The following is a 17,364-nucleotide window of genomic DNA, read 5'->3' as shown; positions in this document are numbered from 1 at the left end:
ATCGATCATTCACTGGTAAGGGCCGTGACCGGGTCGAGTCGGGCAGCTTTGCGGGCCGGCATGAAGCCGAAGACAACACCGGTGACCAAGGCGCAGCCAAAGGCACCCAGCACCGCTATCAAGGAAAAGGCGACCGCCACTTTGCTGAGGATCAGCACGCCGCCGACGATCAACGCGAGTGCAATGCCGGCGAGTCCGCCCACCACCGAGAGCATCACCGCTTCGGTCAGAAACTGGCGCAGGATGTCGCGCTGGCGTGCTCCGGTGGCCATGCGGATGCCGATCTCCCGGGTTCGTTCACGCACGGTCATGAGCATGATGTTCATCACGCCGATCCCGCCGACCAACAACGAAATCGCTGCAATCGAACCGAGCATCAGCGATAAAGTATTTTGCGTGCGCGCCTCGGCCTGGATCATCGCTGCGTTGTTGGTCAGTTCGAAATCTTTCTTGCCATTGTGCAGGCGCAGCATCAACTGCTCGATGGCCTGTTCCGCCTCCTTGACCTTGCGCGCATCGGCAGCGGCGATGGCGATGTATTCCGGATTATGGGTGCCGAACAACCGTACGCTGGCCGCCGAGTAGGGGATGGCGATGCGGTCGTCACTGTCGGAGTCGCCGGAGCTGGCGCCTTTCTCGGCAAGCACGCCGACCACCTGGAACGGCACGTTTTCGATCAGGATGTACTGGCCGATCGGGTTGGCGACGTTCTTCAACAGTTTCTGCCGCACCTTGTGACCGATCACCGCCACGGCGGCGGCGTTCTGTTCGTCGGCCTCGGTGAAGTAACTGCCCTCGACCACGGGCCAGTTGAAGATGGCCGGAAAGTTGGTGTCGTTGCCGCCGACATAGCTCATATGGTCAATATTGCCGAAGCGCACCCCGGCGTACTGCCCATTGACCGGCATAATGCGCATCACCTGCGGCAGGCTCGCCACCGCCTTGACCTCGTCCAGCGTCACGATGCCCAGCGGGGTTCGCGGGTTCGGCGACGAGCCGCTGAGGTAAATGATGTTGGAGCCGAATGCGCCCATCTGCGCCATCACCTGGCGCTTGCTGCCTTCACCAACGGCCAGCATCACCACCACCGACGCAACGCCGATGATGATGCCCAGCAGCGTCAGTGCGGTGCGGAACTTGTTGATCCACATCACCCGCCAGGCCGCTTGCACCGCGTCCACCAGCTCACCTTTCCAGGCGCCCGTGGCTTCGGCGCCTTCGGTCAGACGCTTGCGCAAATCCACCGCTTGCAAGGCGCCGGGATTGGCTGAAGTCTGAACGTCGGGATTGTCCGTGGCGCTGTCATTGATGATCAGCCCGTCGCGAATTTCGATGATGCGCTTGGCCCGCGCCGCGACTTCGCGGTCGTGGGTAATGAGGATCACCACGTGGCCCTGGCTCGCCAGTTCGTCGAGCAACGCCATGACTTCGGCGCCACTGTGGCTGTCGAGGGCGCCGGTGGGTTCGTCGGCCAGAATGATGTGGCCGCCGTTCATCAGGGCGCGGGCGATGGACACCCGTTGCTGCTGGCCACCGGAGAGCTGGTGCGGACGGTTGCCGGTGCGTGATGCCAGGCCGAGGCGGTCGAGGAGGGCGGCGGCGCGGGCGTGACGTTCGGCCGCTGGTAAGCCTGCATAGATCGCCGGCATCTCGACATTTTCCTGGGCCGTGCCGGACGGAATCAGGTGGTACCCCTGGAACACAAAGCCGAAGGCTTCGCGACGCAGCCAGGCCAGTTCATCGCTGTCGAGCCCGGCGACGTTCTCCCCGGCGAAGCGGTACTCGCCCGACGTCGGGCGGTCGAGGCAGCCGAGGATGTTCATCAGGGTCGATTTGCCGGAGCCCGAGGCGCCGACGATGGCAACGAATTCGCCTGCGTGGATCGACAAATCGATGCCGCGCAACACGTGAACTTCAGGGGCGTCGCCACCGCCGTAGGATTTGCGAATGTCCTTCAGGTCGATCAGAGGCGTCAGCATTCAGCCGCCACTCCCGTCGACCGGTCCGATCAACAGGTGATCGCCTTCCTGCAAGCCGTCGAGGATCTGCACCCGCAGTCGGTCGCTGATGCCGGTATGGACATCGCGCTGCTGCAGACTGCCGTTCTCGGCGACTACCTGGGCGGTCTGGATGTCCGCTTTTGTACCGGATTGCAGGGCAGCAATGGGCGCGGTCAGGACGTTTTTCGCCTGGTCGGACACGAAAAACACTTGGGTGGTCATCTCTGCCATCAGCGCGTTATCGGCGTTATCGACGTCGAGCAACACGGTGTACAGCACGACACGCGCACTGCCGCTTTTACTTGAACTGGCCGGGCTGCCACCGCCTTGACTGGTTTGATCGAGGGGTTTTGGCGGCACCGGAAGGATCTGGCGCACGGTGCTGTTCCAGCGTCGATTGCCACCGCTGAGGGTGGTGAACCAGGCCTGCATGCCGGGTTTGACGTGACCGATGTCCGCCTCCGAGACCTCGGCCCAGACGGTCATCGGCGACAGCTTGGCAATGCGCAAAATCAACGGCGTTTGCTGCTGGGCATTGAGGGTCTGGCCTTCACGGGCATCAAGGGCGACAACGGTGCCGGCCATCGGTGCGTAGATTCGCGTGTAACCGAGCTCGGCCTTATCGCTGCGCAGGTTGGCCTGGGCCTGGCGGATTTGTGCCTGCAACATGTCGATGCGCGCCTGGGTGGCACGCAGTTCAGCCTGGGCCGTCTGCACGTCTTCCTCACGGGTCGCGCCGCCGGCCTTGAGGTTCTGTTGACGCTGGAATTTCTGCCGGGCCAGTTCGTGCTGCGCCCGTTGTTCCTCCAACTGAAATTTGAGGTTCTCGATAGAGAAACTTCCGGCATCGAGTTTGGCCTGTTGCGTGGACGGGTCGATTTCCACCAGCAATTGGCCTTCCTTGACCACATCGCCGACTTCCACATGGATCTTGTGGATTTGCCCGGACGCCTGGGCACCGACGTCGACATAGCGCCGGGGTTGCAGCGTGCCCAAGGCCGTGACGCTGCTTTCGATGTCGCCACGGGTGACCTGCACGGTGGCGAACTTATCCCGACCGGGTGGAATGAACTGCCAGGCGGCGACGGCGATAACGGGGATCAGACACAGTGCTACAAGCAGGGCGCGTCGGGCGTGACGGGGACGTTTCATGCAGGGTTCCGGTCAATGGAAATCGACCCGTCGTTCGGTTCGCGGGGAAAATCCGCCAATAGTTGAACGCTGTCGGGAGACCAACAGAGCCGGGGAGCTGTCCTTTATACGAGAAAAGCCGCGCCGAATTTAGGCTCGGACACATGGGGCACACATATAGACCATGACTATTTGTCGGGCAAGATGAAGCAATACTTTAAATCTATATGAGAATTACTATAAATTACGCGCTTCGCTCTGCCACTATCTTGCCACTGCCCATTTTGGCGGTCGACAGAGTGGCTCAAGGAATGAATCCGCACCCGTGCGGACGGGAGTCATGTTGGAAAACTACTATCGTGAGCTGGTGTGTTTCCTGAACGCCAAGCTAGGCAACCGCCAGGTGGCCGAAGATGTGGTGCATGACGCTTATCTACGGGTTTTGGAACGCTCCAGCACCACGCCGATCGAGCAACCCCGCGCGTTTTTGTATCGCACCGCGCTCAACCTGGTGATCGACGACCATCGGCGCAATGCCCTGCGTCAGGTCGAGTCGCTGGAAGTGCTCGATAACGAAGAACGCTATTTCACCCCATCCCCGCACAATAGCCTCGATCACGGCCAACGCCTGGAAATGCTCCAGCGTGCCTTGTCTGAATTGCCGCCGTTGTGCCGCGAAAGTTTTCTGCTGCGCAAGATTGAAGGCCTGTCACATCCGGAGATCGCCGAGCGCCTCGGCATTTCCCGTGCGCTGGTGGAAAAGCACATTGTCAACGCGATGAAGCATTGCCGGGTGCGGATGCTGCAGTGGGATGCCCACTGATCTCATCGTGTTAAATTTTGTTTCATCGTCCTCGTCCTTACTCAACAGACGACCTGCTGTCCTGCCCCAGGGCCGGTCAGGTCACTTAGCTTTTCCTCCCCGCTGCTCGGGGGTTCATCCAGAGGACACTGGAAATGACACAGGCAATTGCATCGCCCATCGTTCACGACCTCATCGGCGTCGGTTTCGGCCCTTCGAACCTGGCGTTGGCCATCGCTCTGCAAGAACGCGGATCGAGCCAGGGTGAACTGGATGTACTGTTTCTCGACAAGCAGGCCGACTACCGCTGGCACGGCAACACCCTGGTGACCCAGAGCGAGTTGCAGATCTCCTTCCTCAAAGACCTGGTAACCCTGCGCAACCCCACCAGCCCTTACTCTTTCGTCAATTACCTCAAGCACCACGGTCGCCTGGTGGATTTCATCAACCTGGGCACTTTTTACCCGTGCCGCATGGAGTACAACGACTACCTGCGCTGGGTTGCCGCACAGTTCGACACCCAGAGCCGCTACGGTGAAGAAGTGCTGACCATTGAGCCGGTGCTGCACAACCAGCAGGTCGAAGCGCTGCGGGTGATATCCAAAGACGCCCAGGGTCAGCAGCACGTTCGCACCACGCGTTCGGTGGTGGTCAGCGCCGGCGGCACACCGCGCATTCCCGAAGCGTTCAAAGCGCTCAAAGGTGACAGCCGCGTGTTCCACCACTCCCAGTACCTGGCGCAGATGGCCAAGCAGCCGTGCGTGAACAACCAGCCGATGAGCATTGCGATCATCGGGGGCGGGCAGAGCGCCGCGGAAGCGTTCATCGATTTGAACGACAGCTTCCCGTCGGTGCAGGTGGACATGATCCTGCGCGGCTCGGCCCTGAAGCCGGCCGATGACAGTCCCTTCGTCAACGAAGTGTTCTCGCCGGAGTTCACCGACCTGGTGTTCCAGCAGGCGAGCAGCGAGCGCGAGCGCCTGGTCAACGAGTACCACAACACCAACTATTCGGTGGTGGACATCGATCTGATCGAGCGTATCTACGGCATCTTCTATCGCCAGAAAGTCTCGGGTATCGCCCGTCATGCATTCCGCACTCTGACCACGCTCTCAAAAGCCACCGCCACCGAGCACGGCATCGAATTGACGATGCGCAACAACGCTACCGGTGAAGTCACGGTGCGTCACTACGACGCCGTGGTCCTGGCCACCGGTTATGAGCGCCAGATGCACCGCAAACTGCTGGCACCGCTGGAACAGTATCTGGGTGATTTCGAGGTGGACCGCAACTACAAACTGATCACCGACGAACGCTGCAAGGCCGGCATCTATATGCAGGGCTTCTGCCAGGCGAGCCATGGTTTGAGCGACACCCTGCTGTCGATCCTGCCGATCCGTGCGGATGAGATTGCAGGGTCGTTGTATGAACATGGCGAGAACCGTGGGCATAGCCGGTCGATGGTGGATTTGTTGTTGGCGACGGCTAGCTGAGATCTTTGTCGGTCGTCAGACCGCCATCGTCGGAATGCCGCCCAGAGCAGGCTCGCTCCTACATTGACCTGTATACACAGGACCCATGTAGGAGTGAGCCTGCTCGCGATGGCGTCCCTACAGGCACGACGAATTCACGCTTCCTGAACCCTTCCTGAAGAACCCCGAAATTCCCCCCACGCAACGCGAAATGCTGTCTCGTTTACGCTCACTGCTGCCGACTAATAGCAGTTGATCCAGAACCGACTTTTCTACTCCCCTCTACAACACCTAACCGTTCGTGATGGCTCTTGTGCAGTTTCGCGATGCACTGTCACGCGTGCTCAATCGTGTCCCCGGTGACCGCCTGAAAATCTGTCATGGGCCATGAATCCTCGCGGCCAGCATCGACGAAAACACTGTGGTAGCTGGCGCAATAATTTGAAACACGGAGGCGTCGTACATGATTCAGGGAAGCTTCCTACATCAAGTTTTGTGTCGCCTAGTTACGTTGAACCCGTGGAACTATTAACGATTACCACGGGATGAAGGCAGGTGCAGGCGACACATGCCGGCTTGAAATCCTGTGAAAAGGAGAAAGCACATGGACGGAACGCTATTGCCCTGCACGGTCGCAAATCCCCGCGGATTGCGCAGGCAAGCAGGGTTGATGGGAGGAGGCAATCTGCCCTTTCCAAGCGAGATTGCCTCTCGCAATTTCCCCGCTTCGCCAAATTTCGCCGGCTACTACGCCACCAATGATTACAACGCGGCGATGTTTCTGGCTCATGAATTGGCTTCACCCGAAGCGGTCATGACGCCCGAAGAAGCGCAGGAGTCGGTGCAGTTATTGTGGACATTAATTCAGCGCCTGCATGCCGCAAAAAACACATCCGCTGAGGCGCTCAATAAGCTGCAGAAAATGGTGGGAGATATTCCCGACATTGGGTCATTGCTGTTTTCTTCGACCAGTATGCCTGGCACGTTAATTACCGTCGGCAACATGGCAGCCGCGATGTCAAAGTCTAAGTCCGTGGTTGATCTACTGGATTTGTCACCTGCGGACAAAAAGAAGTTGATTCAATGGGCAAGTGAACGTGGAAAGGCAAGTTCCACATCGGCGAAGAAAGCTTTTAAAGGCAAGATCAAATTGATACGCGTCGGGGGGCAATTGCATTTTGAAGTGCCTGTTACGGCTCGGGCGCAAAGTTATAGGGTGTTAGGTCAGGTGGGGAGCCAGGTTGCTCATATTCCAGCGTATGGAACCAAGGCTGTACTCAATAATAGGGCGATGCTTCATGGTCATGGTGCGACTCGTGGCCTCAAATTAATGACCGGAGCTCCTGTGGGCGTCGCATTAGCTGTACTGCCACAGGCTTATGTTGACTACAGCAATTCCACGACGATAGAAGAGTTTTATAAGAAGTCGGTTTATAGTCAGCCTGTTAATGTCGCGGCGTTTGCCGGTGGAGTAGCGAGTGGTGCATTAACAGGGATTGTTTTTGTCGCGGTAGGATTAGGTGTTGCTCCATTAGTAGTCGTTTTAGCGGTAGGGTGGCTTGGCGCCTTTGGAATTCAGTCGTTAATTATGCACTTAGGCGTAGATCGAGTGATCGGCGATTTTTTTGTAAAGTGAGTATTTTATAATGATTGATGTGAAAAATTTAAAAAAAGAGTGTTGGGTCATGTTTTTCGCAGTCGTTTTTTTTGGCCTTTTTGGACCTTCTAATCTGGATTGTTTTTGGTATTTATATTTGATGCTATTCGTAGGGTGTTTGATTTGGACGCTGTATCTGATTTACGTGTGTGAGCGATACATTGTTTACATGGCTACTTTTTTAACAGCTGTGATTTGCATATTTGCATATTCGGCAAGTAGCTTGGCATACGTGTCGATGTCTACCGTGTTTGGTAAATCCAATGTGCTAACTATCGTTGGAGGTATGAGTCCTTTGATATTGGTTTGTATAGTGTTTGTGGTTGTTTTCAGAAGTAAATCCTCGTTTTTTCCGTTTGAAGTGATCGGTAATAGAGTGACCTCAAAAAAGAAAGAACGGAGTAGGAAAAATTACAGTGTAGGGTTTGTCGCAGGTGTGTCGACATTCACAGGTGGTCTATTTATTAAATCCGTCGACGAAATAACGCGTGATGTCGTTTCAATTGCTGGTGGTACAGGCATTTCAGTAGTGATGCTGTTATTTCTGCGTCACTCAATTCGCGGTCTGCGTACCCTTCGTATTCAAGAACGACTCATGCCAATTCCGTACACTTTCATGGTTATAGACGAAATTCGAGAAGCCCGCAGTCGGTGGTGGCTTGGCAGGTTTTTTAAATGGATAACTTCTTTGTTCGACTCTCCAGTACCTAAATAAAACTCTTTCAAAGCTGCAGCAGACTTTGCGTTCAAATAACTACAAGGAGTTACGCATGACAATGGATTTTTCATCACTATTCACGGCGCAAAACCGCCGTTTATTCAAACTGACAATGGCACTCAAAGGCGGGCAAGCGTTATTGCTCGAGTCCTTTACAGGACATGAAGGTTTATCGACAGATTTTGGTTTTCAATTGGACCTGTTGTCCGACGATGCCAGCGTAAAACTGAAAACGGCGATGGGCCAGTCCGCGACGATCGAAATCGAATTGGCGACTGGCGATAGACGCTACATCAATGGCCATGTGGTGCGTTTCGGTAAAGTGGGTAGTGACGGTGGAATGTGCCGTTATTCGGCGGTGATCGGTTCCTGGCTCAGCTTGTTAGAGCAGCGGTATGACGCTCGGATTTATCAGGATCAAACGGTCGAAGAAGTCGTTTCAGAGGTCTTTGGCCGTTATGAAGGACTTGCCAAATTCGAGTTTCGCGTCGAACGCTCATTAAAAAAACACAGCTATATCACCCAATACCGGGAAAGTGATCGGCATTTCGTAATGCGGCTGCTGGAAAGCGAAGGGCTTTTCTTTTACTTCGAGCACGTGGCTGATAGCCACACGATGATCATCATGGATGATTCAACCCTGTTGCCCTCATTACCAGAACAACCGCAAGTGCGTTTTCACACCGCCTCAGTGACTGAAACAGCTGACTCGATCACCCACTGGAGCGCGGAGCGGGAATTGCAATCCAGCAAGATTTCTGTCCAGACCTTTGATTACCGCCAGCCTGGCAACCGGCTTCCAGTCAGCATGAAAAGTATCAATGAACAGGGCGATGTTCCGGCCTACGAGATTTACGATTTCATGGGCCAGTACACCCATGGCACCTACGATGACGGTGAAGTTCTGGTAAGAAACAGAATCGAAGCGCTGGAGCTTAGAGGCAAAAATTTTGTGGGCCTGAGTAACTGCCGAGCTATGCGCCCTGGTTATTCGTTCGAGCTCACACAGCACTATGAACACGATGATGGATCTTCTGAGGACCGACAATTTCTTTTGATGAGTATTGAGCACGGAGGCAGCAACAATTATTTGTCCGGCGATCAGGCCGGTTATGCCAACAAATTTCACTGCGTGCGCAAGAAAATAAAATTTCGCCCTCAACTGGAAACACTGACGCCCGCAATTGCGGGTCCGCAAACCGCCATCATTGTTGGGCCCCCGGGTGAAGAGATCTATACCGACGAGCTCGGGCGGGTAAAAGTACAGTTCCATTGGGACCGATATGGCGACTTCAACGACAAAAGCTCGTGCTGGGTCCGCGTCGCTCAGTCCGGTGCCAGTGGAGGCTTCGGCAGCATCCTCATTCCCCGTGTCGGCGATGAAGTCGTCGTCGTTTTCCTCGACGGCAATCCCGACCGCCCACTGATCATGGGCAGCCTCTATAACAGCCAGAACTCCCCACCTTGGTCGTTGCCAGCGAACAAGACGCAGAGTGGATTTTTGACGCGATCAATGAAAGGAAAGGGCAGTAACGCGAACTCCTTCCGTTTCGAAGACAAGGCCGGTGCAGAGCAAGTGATTGTCCACGCCGAGCGCAATATGGACACCGAAGTTGAGGCAGACGAAACCCTCAAGGTAAGAGGAAATCGTCAGATCAACGTGAGCGGTAAGCATTCCGAAACGATCAAGCATGAAACCAGCATCGCCGTTGAAGAGGGGGCGTACTACGTCACCGTCGATAAAAGCGAAGTGAAGATCAAGGCAGCGACTTCCATCACCCTGGAAGTGGGCGCCAGCAAGTTGGTCATGAACCAGGACGGAACAATTGTTTTGGCCGGCATCGTGGTCGATGTGGAAGGAACAACCCTCATCAATCTGAACAAAACAAGCTGACGGAAAAAGGACGCCGCATGCGAACCTGTATTTACGATCGCATCTCAGAGAAACGAATTCGCGAGGAAAAACGGCTCGAAGAAGAGCGCTTGAAACGAGAGGCACTTCCTCCGCCTCCCAAGCGATTTCATACCAACGAACTGAGTTTCGTTCGACCGGGCAGTTTCAAAGACAAGACCTTTCATGTCTTCACGCTGACGGATATCGGGCCGAGCCCCTTGTCCGTGGTGATAGGTCGAACACCCATCGGAGTAGACCAAGACCTTGAAACCATTGCGCAGCAGCTTTTAGCTGATTTGAAGCACGCGCTCTCACATCTGAAATGGGTCGAGCATTTGAGCCCGGCCGAAGTGGCAGGCGTTGATGCACGACGTGTCGAATTCAGATGGAGGCAACAAGGTCAACCGGTGCACCAACTCCAGTTGATTTTTCTCCATCACGACGAACACCAACATCCGCTTTTGATGCAGATCACCGCAACCAGCAACAACCCGAAAGGCATGACGCCGGATGAAAGAAGTGCGTTTCACGAGTTAGTCGAAACTCTTGAACTACGTCCAGCTACGCATACCGAAAAGCCGGTGACCCCGGCATGAGTGCGGCTGCGCGACTGGATGATCCAATTGAACACACGGGGTCACTTACGGGATTGCTCGCAGGGCTGGCAGTTGGAGCAATTGGGGCTGCCCTTATTGTAGGAACGGGGGGATTGGCAGCCGTTGCAATCGTGGGCGCCACTGCTGCGGCAGGTGCGGGCATCGGGCAGTTGATTGGAAGCTTTTCGTATTTCAACCACGCAGTCGGCCGGATAGTCAGTGGCTCCGGCAATGTCCACGTCAATGGCAAACCCGCCGCCAGAGCTCACTTGGACGAAGCGGGTTGCAGTGAGCATGGTTCTGCACCGCAAATCCTCGCGCAAGGAAGCAGCACCGTACACATCAATGGTCAGCCAGCCGCCCGTGTCGGCGATCACACTGTATGCGACGCGAAAATCAGTTCCGGGTCTGGCAATGTTTTCATCGGTGGAGGCACCGATACCACCGACCCGATGAATCCCGAAGTGCCGGCATGGCTTGAGCGAGCACTGCTTGTCGTTGGATTGGCAAGTGCATTCGTGCTGGCAAGCCCGGTGATCGTCATTGCGGGGTTTGCCGGAGGCGTTGCTGGCGGGTTTGCCGGAAACTGGGCAGGTGGGGAGTTGTTTGGTGAAGGCTCCGACAAGCAAAAGCTGATGGCCTTTGGTGGGGCGTTGCTGGGTGGAGGGTTAGGGGCGAAGGGTGGTAAGTGGTTTGATGCGCGGTATGAATTCAAGGTGCGGGGTGTTGGGTCGAATGTTGGGAACGTAACTATCGTCCCGAAAAATCCTGGCAAAGTCGCTATTGCGGAATCGGAGGCCGCCTTAGGTCGAGCCAGTCAAGCAAAGCTTGAACTCCCCGCGAGCAAGGAATACAACGTGAAAACGGTGTCTTCGAACGACAAAAAGACGTTAAGTGGATGGGGCAATAAAAAACCTGACGGGTATGAAAAAGTCTCGGCGGAGCAAGTAAAGGCGAAATCCGAAGCAATCGGGCATGAAGTTAAGTCTCACCCGTACGATAGAGATTATGCTGGGCAGTATTTTTCGTCACATGCGGAAAAACAGATGTCTATCATTAGTCCGAATCATCCGATAGGTGTCTCAAAACCTATGTGCAATGATTGTAAAGGCTATTTCTCAAAATTAGCACAATACAATAAGGCTGATCAGACGGTCGCCGATCCCCAGGTTGTTCGAATATTTAAGTCTGATGGTACTGTTGAGAAAATATTGAGGGTTGAATGAACAAGAAAACCGAAGTGCTCATTCGAAAACTTCTAGATGAGGTGAGATTGTCGTCCTCAGGTAACTTAATTCTTCCTCTAAGGAAGCTTTTGTGGAATACGATTACTGAGGATGAGGTTGGCTCGATCAAGACGTTGATCCTCACAAAATTGGATGTATTTTGTGTACAACACGCTTCATTTATTTGGTCGAGAAAATTTGGAGACCTTCAAGGTATCACCACAATGTTATCAATAGCACTCAACGCAGCGAATGGAACTATCGCGAAAGGAACAGCGTTAAGTCAGCGTGATGAATTTTATGTTGAAGTTGTGGAAGATCAGGATTACGAAGCAGAAGAGTATCCGACAATGTTTGTCGGGCATGCTGCTGCCAATACGATCACTACCGCAACAGCCGATTTCACCTATGATCCCTCTGATCTTCGTGGTGATCGAGATCTGGATCCGGAAGCGTTCGAACCTAGTTATTTGATTGCCTCGGCATTCGCAGGAGGGTTGGATGAAAACGGGAATTCTGATTTACGGCGTGAATTCTGGAAGTGGTATCTGACATGCGCACTTAAAGAGGTTGTCTGAGGCCCAGAGCTCAGAATTTACCTATTTTGGACAGTGGTACACCTGCCGTTATAGAAGCCGATGTGTCGTGTTCTTGACCTACTCCGAGATTAGCGTAGGACCGTTCCGAAACGCATAACCGGGTTTTACATCGCTGGAGGGGTGTCCTATAGTTCGCCCGTCGCCGACGAATCGGTGATCGACTTTAGCCGGTCGTAACAGATGATGCACAAGCGCCCGTCCAGACGCGGCGCTTTTTGCTGCCTGGCATTTTAATGTCTATGGTGGCTGTGCGTGGGACACCTTCGGGTGTGCCGGGTGCATCTGTCCGGTCGGCTAACCCGCGTACAGCTACCACCCCAATTCGTTTAGCCGCGGAAGGGGTGGGAGTTTTTTCCCAATCAGATGAGATTTAAACTTATGCCTCAGTACCTTCCCCTCCAGGGCAATTTCAGCGTCGGCCCGACCCTATACATCGACACTGAAGCCCGCGTATCCGACCTTCTTTAAACCGCCACCCATCGAATCAAAGCTGCCCGAAATCTGCTCAACAGTCTCACTTGCCTGGGCGTGAAAGACGCCGAAGGGCATGATCTTGAGCATTTTGCGAATGTTGCGTACATCCTCATTCAAGACGGCTGTGACGCCTTACACGCATTGGGCCTGAAGCTGGAAACGCAGACGCGCTAACGATTGGAACATTGCTAGAAACTGATCACCGACGAACGCTGCAAGGCCGGCATCTATATGCAGGGCTTCTGCCAGGCGAGCCATGGTTTGAGCGACACCTTGCTGTCGATCCTGCCTATCCGTGCGGATGAGATTGCCGGGTCGTTGTATGAACATGGCGAGAACCGTGGGCATAGCCGGTCGATGGTGGATTTGTTGTTGGCGACGGCTAGCTGAGATCTTTGTCGGTCGTCAGACCGCCATCGTCGGAATGCCGCCCAGAGCAGGCTCGCTCCTACATTGACCTGTATACACAGGACCCATGTAGGAGTGAGCCTGCTCGCGATGGCGTCCCTACAGGCACGACGAATTCACGCTTCCTGAATCCTTCCTGAAGAACCCCGAAATACCCCCCTCCAACCCCAAACACCGCGTTTACTTTCCATAAACAGCGGCGCAAGCTTCGCGTGTTTTCAATCAATAGCGGAGACCCACAGTGGGTACTTGTTCGAGTGACAGACGTCGGCCGGTCCTGAAAACCGGCACATTCTCGGCAAGATAACGCGCAGCTTTTTTTGTGCCGTTGTCTCGCCTTAACGCGAGCAGCGGCTTTCCGATCGCGGCCAGTGCCGGCCCGATTTTCGATGCCCTCTCTACGACGCTGAACCGTGCGTGATGGTCGACCCGGTGTCGTCATCGCGACGACTCGACACGCCTGCTCGAAGGTTTCCTGGCCGACCCTGGGGGAACTGCCATGAACCTGACCCTGCTCAAAGAATTCTTCGCCGGATTCCTGCGCACCCGCCACATTGCCCGGCACTTTCGTCGACTGGCACTGCTGGAAAACTTCACCGACACCACGGTCAGCCGCGAAGTGCCACCGACGCTGGCGCAAACCCTGGTAAGCGCCGCTAACAGCGACACCGGCCAACTGCTGAACAGCCTTGGCAGCCACACCGATGGTCTCAGTGAGCTGGAAGCTGACGTTCTGCGCGAACGCTTCGGACTTAATGAAGTCGAGCACGAGCAGCCATTGCCCTGGTGGATTCACCTGTGGCACTGCTACAAAAATCCGTTCAACTTGCTGCTGACGTTGCTGGCTGTTATCTCCTGGCTGACTGAAGACCTGAAAGCCGCGATCGTGATTTTCTCCATGGTGGTGCTTTCGACCTTGTTGCGCTTCTGGCAGGAAACCAAATCCAACCAGGCGGCCGACGCGCTCAAGGCGATGGTCAGCAACACGGCGACGGTGTTGCGCCGTGATGAGCAGCGGATCGAATTGCCGATCAAGCAACTGGTACCTGGGGATCTGATCGTGTTGTCGGCGGGCGACATGATTCCCGCTGACTGCCGGGTGCTCGGGGCCAAGGACCTGTTCGTCAGCCAGGCCGCGATGACCGGCGAATCGATGCCCGTTGAAAAATTTTCTCGGCAGCAGGACGACGATACCTACAACCCGCTGGACCTCGACAGTATCCTGTTCATGGGCACCAACGTGGTGTCCGGCACCGCGACGGCGGTGGTGCTGACCACCGGCAACAGCACTTACTTCGGCGCATTGGCACAACGGGTCGGCGCCACCGATCGCGCGCCCACCTCGTTTCAGGCAGGGGTCAACAAAGTCAGCTGGTTGCTGATCCGCTTCATGTTCGTCATGGCGCCGCTGGTGCTGTTCATCAACGGTTTCACCAAAGGCGACTGGACCGAAGCGTTGCTGTTCGCATTGTCGATTGCCGTCGGCCTGACCCCGGAGATGCTGCCGATGATCGTCACCTCGACCCTGGCCAAGGGCGCGGTATTTTTGTCGCGCAAAAAAGTCATCGTCAAACGCCTCGACGCGATCCAGAACTTCGGCGCGATGGACGTGCTGTGCACCGACAAGACCGGCACCCTGACCCAGGATAAGATTTTCCTGGCGCGCAATGTCGATGTCTGGGGCAGCGACTCTGATGACGTGCTGGAAATGGCTTACCTCAACAGTTACTACCAGACCGGCCTGAAAAACCTACTGGACGTGGCCGTGCTCGAACACGTCGAAATCCACCGCGAACTGAAAGTCGGCACGGCGTTTCGCAAGGTCGACGAGATTCCCTTCGATTTCACCCGCCGGCGCATGTCGGTGGTGGTGGCCGAGCGTGATCGTCCCCGTCTGTTGATCTGCAAAGGCGCCGTGGAGGAAGTGTTGGCGGTATGTTCGCGGGTGCGACACGGTGTTAACGACGAAGCGTTGACCGAGGAACTGCTGACGCGGATTCGTCAGGTCACCGCCGCGTTCAACGCCGAAGGACTGCGGGTGGTTGCCGTGGCGGCGCGGCCGATGATCGAGGGGCGCGACACTTACAGCCTGGCGGATGAACAGCAATTGACGCTGATCGGCTATGTGGCCTTTCTCGACCCGCCGAAGGAAAGCACTGCGCCCGCCCTGAAAGCCCTGGCCGCCCACGGTGTTGCGGTGAAAGTGCTGACCGGAGACAACGAACTGGTGACGGCCAAGATCTGCCGCGAAGTCGGTCTGGAGCAACAAGGCCTGTTGATGGGAAATGACATCGAGCGCATGACCGACGCCGAACTGGCGGTGGCGGTCGAGACCACCAACGTCTTCGCCAAACTCACGCCCTCGCACAAGGAACGCATCGTTCGCCTGCTCAAAAGTAACGGGCATGTGGTGGGTTTCATGGGTGACGGCATCAACGACGCACCGGCCTTGCGCACTGCAGACATCGGTATCTCGGTCGACAGCGCCGTGGACATCGCCAAGGAGGCGGCCGACATCATCCTCCTCGAAAAAAGCCTGATGGTGCTGGAGGAGGGGGTTCTGGAAGGCCGCCGGACCTTCGCCAACATGCTCAAGTACATCAAGATGACCGCCAGCTCGAACTTCGGCAACGTGTTCTCGGTGCTGGTGGCGAGCGCGTTCATCCCGTTCCTGCCGATGTTGCCGATGCACCTGCTGGTGCAGAATCTGCTCTACGACATTTCGCAGATCGCCATTCCTTTCGATAACGTCGATGAGGAAATGCTCAAGCAACCCCAGCGTTGGCAGCCGGCTGATGTCGGGCGTTTCATGCTGTTCTTCGGCCCGATCAGTTCGATTTTCGATATCACTACGTTTGCGTTGATGTGGTACGTGTTCGATGCCAATACCCCGGATCACCAGACGTTGTTCCAGTCGGGCTGGTTCGTGGTCGGGTTGCTGACCCAGACGCTGATCGTGCACATGATTCGTACGCCGAAGATTCCTTTCCTGCAAAGCCGCGCGGCGATGCCGTTGATGGTCATGACCTTGATCATCATGGCTGTCGGGATTTTTCTGCCGATGGGGCCGCTTGCGCATTACTTCAAATTGCAGGCGTTGCCGTCGTTGTACTTTGTGTTTTTGCCGGTGATTTTGTTGGCCTATATGGGGCTGACGCAGGCGGTGAAGGGGTTTTATGTTCGGCGGTTTGGGTGGCAGTGATGCTTGCGGTTTTGCCCTTGCGGGGTGTCCGGAGCCCTCTGTAGGAGCCAAGCTTGCTCGCGATGAAGGCCTCACAGCCGATGAGTATTCCTCTGATTTACCCGCATTAAATTGTGGGAGCTGGCCTGCCGGCGATGACGGCCTGATTGGCGGTGAAATTCTTGATGGTGTACATATCCATTCCTGCGGTCATGGCCGCTATTGGTTTCGCCCTTACGGCGAGTTACTTGGCGCTTCTCCAAGTGACTCGCTGTAAGAGCGAAACCAATAGCAGCCATGATCGCAGAAACGGATATGTACACCAGCGAGAGCATCGTCGCCCGTCAGTGCGCCATCGCTGGCAAGTCGAATCGTCGCACCGCCGCTCCCACAGTTTGATCCGGGGGCATCCGGGAAAAATGCGTCGGCTATCAGGCCGCCATCGCGAGCAAGCCCGCTCCCACAATGTGGTCTGAAGGCCTCCCCACCGAACATTGCGTCACAACCCAGGAAAAGCCATGCGCGCGCAAGAAGTCGCCCTTGCTACAATGCCCGCCATGTCTTGCAGAGGTTCCTATGGTCAAAGCGATGGTGGTAGACGATCACCCGTTCATTCGGGCATCGGTCAAGATGCTCCTGCAACAGGAAAACATCGAGGTTGTCGCCGAGGCGGACAACGGTGCCGATGCTGTGCAAATGGCGCGTGAACACACACCGGACTTGATCATGCTGGACATCGCCATGCCCAGGCTCGACGGGCTCGAAGTCATCAACCGGATCATGTCACTGGAAAAGCACACCAGGATCGTCGTACTCACCTCGCAGCCGGCGATTTTCTACGCCATGCGCTGCATGAAAGCCGGAGCCGCCGGCTATGTATCCAAAACCGATGACCTCAACGAGCTGGTCAAGGCGATCAAGGCCGTGATGACCGGCTATACATTTTTCCCTTACCTGCCGGCCAGTTCAGTGCGCAGCAGTGATGCCCGGGCCACTGACGTAGAACTGATCCAGAGCCTGTCTGACCGAGAGCTGGTGATCCTGCAGCAACTGTCCAACGGCATGAGCAACAAGGAAATCAGCGAGGCCATGTTCCTGAGCACTAAAACCATCAGCACCTACAAGACGCGCCTGATCGAAAAACTCAACGTGAAGTCCGTGGTCTATCTCGCCGATTTTGCCAAGCGCAACCAGTTGATCTGAATG

The 17,364-nt window shown here is 55.6% G+C and carries 12 protein-coding genes and 2 pseudogenes; 12 read left to right on the top strand and 2 right to left on the bottom strand.

Features of this window, described 5'->3' with window-relative positions; genetic code table 11:
• Nucleotides 1-5: 5 nt before the first annotated feature.
• Together ACA063_RS20690 and ACA063_RS20685 are read right to left on the bottom strand one after the other, a co-directional pair.
• A complete protein-coding gene (locus tag ACA063_RS20690; RefSeq protein WP_497663172.1) occupies nucleotides 6-1,979 on the bottom strand; it encodes a MacB family efflux pump subunit in 1,974 nt (657 codons plus the stop codon).
• Complete coding sequence (locus tag ACA063_RS20685) at nucleotides 1,980-3,152, bottom strand: efflux RND transporter periplasmic adaptor subunit (protein ID WP_497663171.1); 1,173 nt, start codon at nucleotides 3,150-3,152, stop codon at nucleotides 1,980-1,982. It lies immediately after the preceding gene.
• A gap of 319 nt (nucleotides 3,153-3,471) precedes the next feature.
• Here ACA063_RS20685 and ACA063_RS20680 point away from each other — a divergent pair, with 319 nt between their 5' ends.
• The 12 genes and pseudogenes from ACA063_RS20680 (at nucleotide 3,472) to ACA063_RS20625 (ending at nucleotide 17,361) form a co-directional block, all read left to right on the top strand.
• Nucleotides 3,472-3,954 carry a sigma-70 family RNA polymerase sigma factor gene (locus tag ACA063_RS20680; protein WP_162441101.1) on the top strand — a complete coding sequence of 161 codons (483 nt, stop codon included), beginning with the start codon at nucleotides 3,472-3,474 and terminating at the stop codon, nucleotides 3,952-3,954.
• Nucleotides 3,955-4,088: 134 nt separating this feature from the next.
• On the top strand, nucleotides 4,089-5,426 hold the full coding sequence (locus ACA063_RS20675; RefSeq protein ID WP_497663170.1) for a lysine N(6)-hydroxylase/L-ornithine N(5)-oxygenase family protein: 1,338 nt from the start codon (nucleotides 4,089-4,091) through the stop codon (nucleotides 5,424-5,426).
• 583 nt (nucleotides 5,427-6,009) lie between these two features.
• Nucleotides 6,010-7,041, top strand: coding sequence for a hypothetical protein (locus tag ACA063_RS20670; RefSeq protein WP_497663169.1), 1,032 nt, complete (start codon nucleotides 6,010-6,012; stop codon nucleotides 7,039-7,041).
• 10 nt (nucleotides 7,042-7,051) lie between these two features.
• Nucleotides 7,052-7,777 carry a hypothetical protein gene (locus tag ACA063_RS20665; RefSeq protein WP_497663168.1) on the top strand — a complete coding sequence of 242 codons (726 nt, stop codon included), beginning with the start codon at nucleotides 7,052-7,054 and terminating at the stop codon, nucleotides 7,775-7,777.
• A gap of 55 nt (nucleotides 7,778-7,832) precedes the next feature.
• Nucleotides 7,833-9,674, top strand: a complete 1,842-nt coding sequence (gene tssI, locus ACA063_RS20660; protein WP_497663167.1) for a type VI secretion system tip protein TssI/VgrG — start codon at nucleotides 7,833-7,835, stop codon at nucleotides 9,672-9,674.
• Between the two features lie 17 nt (nucleotides 9,675-9,691).
• A complete protein-coding gene (locus ACA063_RS20655) occupies nucleotides 9,692-10,270 on the top strand; it encodes a DcrB-related protein (RefSeq protein ID WP_497663166.1) in 579 nt (192 codons plus the stop codon).
• Nucleotides 10,267-11,496: a PAAR domain-containing protein gene (locus ACA063_RS20650; RefSeq protein ID WP_497663165.1), complete on the top strand. Its 1,230-nt coding sequence runs from the start codon at nucleotides 10,267-10,269 to the stop codon at nucleotides 11,494-11,496. Before ACA063_RS20655 ends, ACA063_RS20650 begins: the two co-directional genes overlap by 4 nt.
• Complete coding sequence (locus ACA063_RS20645) at nucleotides 11,493-12,074, top strand: Imm5 family immunity protein (RefSeq protein WP_497663164.1); 582 nt, start codon at nucleotides 11,493-11,495, stop codon at nucleotides 12,072-12,074. Before ACA063_RS20650 ends, ACA063_RS20645 begins: the two co-directional genes overlap by 4 nt.
• A gap of 399 nt (nucleotides 12,075-12,473) precedes the next feature.
• Nucleotides 12,474-12,743, top strand: a pseudogene (locus ACA063_RS20640) (hypothetical protein).
• An 18-nt stretch (nucleotides 12,744-12,761) separates the two neighbouring features.
• Nucleotides 12,762-12,959: pseudogene (locus ACA063_RS20635) on the top strand (ornithine monooxygenase); the annotation flags it as partial.
• Between the two features lie 517 nt (nucleotides 12,960-13,476).
• Nucleotides 13,477-16,179, top strand: a complete 2,703-nt coding sequence (mgtA, locus tag ACA063_RS20630; RefSeq protein WP_497663163.1) for a magnesium-translocating P-type ATPase — start codon at nucleotides 13,477-13,479, stop codon at nucleotides 16,177-16,179.
• A gap of 555 nt (nucleotides 16,180-16,734) precedes the next feature.
• Nucleotides 16,735-17,361, top strand: coding sequence for a response regulator (locus ACA063_RS20625; RefSeq protein WP_497663162.1), 627 nt, complete (start codon nucleotides 16,735-16,737; stop codon nucleotides 17,359-17,361).
• The last annotated feature ends 3 nt before the right edge of the window (nucleotides 17,362-17,364 follow it).

Source organism: Pseudomonas sp. LBUM1643 (assembly GCF_059716215.1).
Note: the sequence above shows the minus strand (reverse complement) of the source record. Positions and strands in the feature narration are given on the sequence as shown.

Coding starts and splice junctions, on each gene's coding strand:
- ACA063_RS20675 (WP_497663170.1), top strand. CDS start 4,089: ATGACACAGGCAATTGCATCGCCCATCGTTCACGACCTCATCGGCGTC.
- ACA063_RS20655 (WP_497663166.1), top strand. CDS start 9,692: ATGCGAACCTGTATTTACGATCGCATCTCAGAGAAACGAATTCGCGAG.
- mgtA (WP_497663163.1), top strand. CDS start 13,477: ATGAACCTGACCCTGCTCAAAGAATTCTTCGCCGGATTCCTGCGCACC.
- ACA063_RS20625 (WP_497663162.1), top strand. CDS start 16,735: ATGGTCAAAGCGATGGTGGTAGACGATCACCCGTTCATTCGGGCATCG.
- ACA063_RS20680 (WP_162441101.1), top strand. CDS start 3,472: ATGTTGGAAAACTACTATCGTGAGCTGGTGTGTTTCCTGAACGCCAAG.
- ACA063_RS20690 (WP_497663172.1), bottom strand. CDS start 1,979: ATGCTGACGCCTCTGATCGACCTGAAGGACATTCGCAAATCCTACGGC.
- ACA063_RS20665 (WP_497663168.1), top strand. CDS start 7,052: ATGATTGATGTGAAAAATTTAAAAAAAGAGTGTTGGGTCATGTTTTTC.
- ACA063_RS20645 (WP_497663164.1), top strand. CDS start 11,493: ATGAACAAGAAAACCGAAGTGCTCATTCGAAAACTTCTAGATGAGGTG.
- ACA063_RS20670 (WP_497663169.1), top strand. CDS start 6,010: ATGGACGGAACGCTATTGCCCTGCACGGTCGCAAATCCCCGCGGATTG.
- ACA063_RS20650 (WP_497663165.1), top strand. CDS start 10,267: ATGAGTGCGGCTGCGCGACTGGATGATCCAATTGAACACACGGGGTCA.
- ACA063_RS20685 (WP_497663171.1), bottom strand. CDS start 3,152: ATGAAACGTCCCCGTCACGCCCGACGCGCCCTGCTTGTAGCACTGTGT.
- tssI (WP_497663167.1), top strand. CDS start 7,833: ATGACAATGGATTTTTCATCACTATTCACGGCGCAAAACCGCCGTTTA.